This is a genomic window from uncultured Campylobacter sp., from assembly GCF_938045775.1.
Classification (GTDB): Bacteria; Campylobacterota; Campylobacteria; order Campylobacterales; family Campylobacteraceae; genus Campylobacter_B.
The window spans coordinates 1-2,200 of sequence record NZ_CALIBH010000184.1 but is presented as its reverse complement, the minus strand read 5'-3'; the positions used below and the strand labels follow the sequence as shown (position 1 = coordinate 2,200).

The 2,200-nt window shown below is 49.1% G+C and carries 2 protein-coding genes; both read right to left on the bottom strand.

From position 1 onward, the window contains the following. Positions 1–323: 323 nt before the first annotated feature. A complete protein-coding gene (locus Q0238_RS07080; RefSeq protein WP_297944394.1) occupies positions 324–1,364 on the bottom strand; it encodes an isoaspartyl peptidase/L-asparaginase in 1,041 nt (346 codons plus the stop codon). A 417-nt stretch (positions 1,365–1,781) separates the two neighbouring features. Further along, a partial coding sequence (locus Q0238_RS07075; RefSeq protein ID WP_297944391.1) for a DUF417 family protein occupies positions 1,782–2,200 on the bottom strand: 419 nt, incomplete at its 5' end.

Below are 2,200 nucleotides of genomic sequence, written 5' to 3'. Positions count from 1 at the left end.
AAATTTTCTCATTTTACCGCCTTGATTTTATGTGGCGATATTCTACCTGAAATTTTAGCGCCTTGGTATCAAGAAATATGGATTTTGGTAAAATTTAAGGCTCGGTGGAACTTAATATTTCTTGATTTGAGCCTAAGTTAAAGAGAGTCGATTTTAAATAGAAAATTTGCGCTTTGCCGAGGTGTTGAAATTAAAATTTGATCGAATTTATCCTAGTCGAAGCGCTTGATCGATGAAAGCGCCAGATTTAATAGACATGTAAAAGCGTATTTATCCTTGCTATTTGATTTAAATTTAGCCCCGTAAAGGGGCTAAATTTGCGCTTATTTCTCGCCAAGCGGCCAGTAAACGATCGGTTTGGCTCCGAGCCTTGCTTCACCGTGATACATACCGAGCTTGTCTTTCGTCCACGCAAAGCCCGTGTGTCCGTGCTTGTCGATCGAGATGATGCCGCCGCTACCGCCGAGCGCTTTGACCTCTTTTACCGCTTCTTCGGCGGCCTTTTGCACGTCGGAGGTTTTGTATTTATATAGAGCTGAGACCTCGTGCGCGGCGTTTACGCGCATGTAGATGTCGCCCGTGCCGGTGCAAGAAACCGCCACCGAGTCGTTGTCGGCGTAGGTTCCCGAGCCGATTATCGGGCTATCGCCGATGCGGCCGGTCATTTTATTGGTCATGCCGCCGGTGCTGGTCGCTGCAGCTAGGTTGCCGTTTTTATCCAGCGCGATCGCGCCCACGGTGCCGAGATACGGGCGCTCGTGTAAATTTAGCGACGTCTTTTTCGCCTTTTCGCTATCAAGTAGCAGCTTTTGTTTTTCTTTAGCTTTTTGCAGCGCGTCGTATCTAAACTGCGTGAAAAAATACTTCTGATCGACCATCTCTAGGCCGTTTTCTTTAGCGAGCTTGTCGGCTCCCTCGCCCGCGACTAGCGTATGCCACGTCTTATCCATCACGAGCCTGGCGCCTAGGATAGGGTTTTTGATATGCCGCGCCATCGCGACCGCGCCCGCTTTTTTGGTCGAGCCGTCCATGATCGAGGCATCGAGTTCGTTAAATCCGTCGGCTGTAAATACCGCGCCCTTGCCCGCGTTAAAATTCGGATCGTCCTCAAGCACCATTATCGCCGCCGTAACGGCATCCATCGCGCTACCGCCTTTTTCAAGGACGGCTTGACCCGCTAAAAGCGCTTTTTTCATCGGTTCCTCGCGAATTTTAAATTCCTCTTTAGTTAGATCAAGCCCGCTGGTGCCGCCGTGAATGACGATAACTGGGGAAAATTTCTCCTGCGCATTCGCAACCGTTAGCCCGAGCAGGGCCAGACTCGCCGCCATAAAAACGGTCTTTGAGAGTGAAAAGTGCTTCATATCTCATCCTTTCGAAAAAATTGCAGAATTTCTAAGGAATGATATAACTTTGCGCTTTTCGTTTCGCTTAATCAAATGCGAATTTGGCTGGATCTAAATCTAATGCTTTGAGCTTAAAATTAAGCTTCCGTTGCCAAATTTAACGTGGTTTAATTTGTGGCACAATCTGATGGATCGATTTAAATTTTATAAATTTGGGTTTGAGCGTTGGCAAAATTTAATTACTGCAGCTCGATAAATTTCAACCGCGCGTCATAAAATTTTAGCGCGCGGTCGTATTTTAAACGGCGCTACGCAGGCGGGCAAGCTCAAGCACGCAACCGCTAGCAAAGCAGGCTTTAAATCAAAACGCCTCAAACTCGCCGTGCGCGATCATTTAGTGTTGCGTCGGAACCGACGCCAATATGTTTTGACGGCTCAATCGCAGCTTTTTTCTCCGCGGCAAAGGCGCGCCAGGTCGTATTTTAGCAGCACCAAGCCAAGGCCTAGCAAGAAAAGGTCTTTAAAGATAAAGCCGTCGATCTTGCCCAGCTGCGGCAGTAGGCTGAGCGTGCTCAGCGCCATGACGATCACGATGAGATCGCCCACGATGCCCGCCTTCGGCTTGAAAAAGCCCGCGATGAGCGAGAGATAGCCCACGGTCTCCACCACGCCCAAAAAATAGCTCGCGCCGGCGTCCCCGAGCGCTGACGGCAAAAACGAAAGCCACGTCTGCGAAAAAAGCGGCTTTAAAGCCTCCACCTCAAACTCAAACCACTTGTAGTTGCCCATCACGGCAAGCACGATGATAACGGAAAGTCTGGCGAATATAATATCCGCGTCGCCTGCGACAAATT

What these genes read in the sequence shown, in the direction of transcription:
- Q0238_RS07080 (WP_297944394.1), bottom strand. Translation starts at nt 1,364, where the DNA reads ATGAAGCACTTTTCACTCTCAAAGACCGTTTTTATGGCGGCGAGTCTG.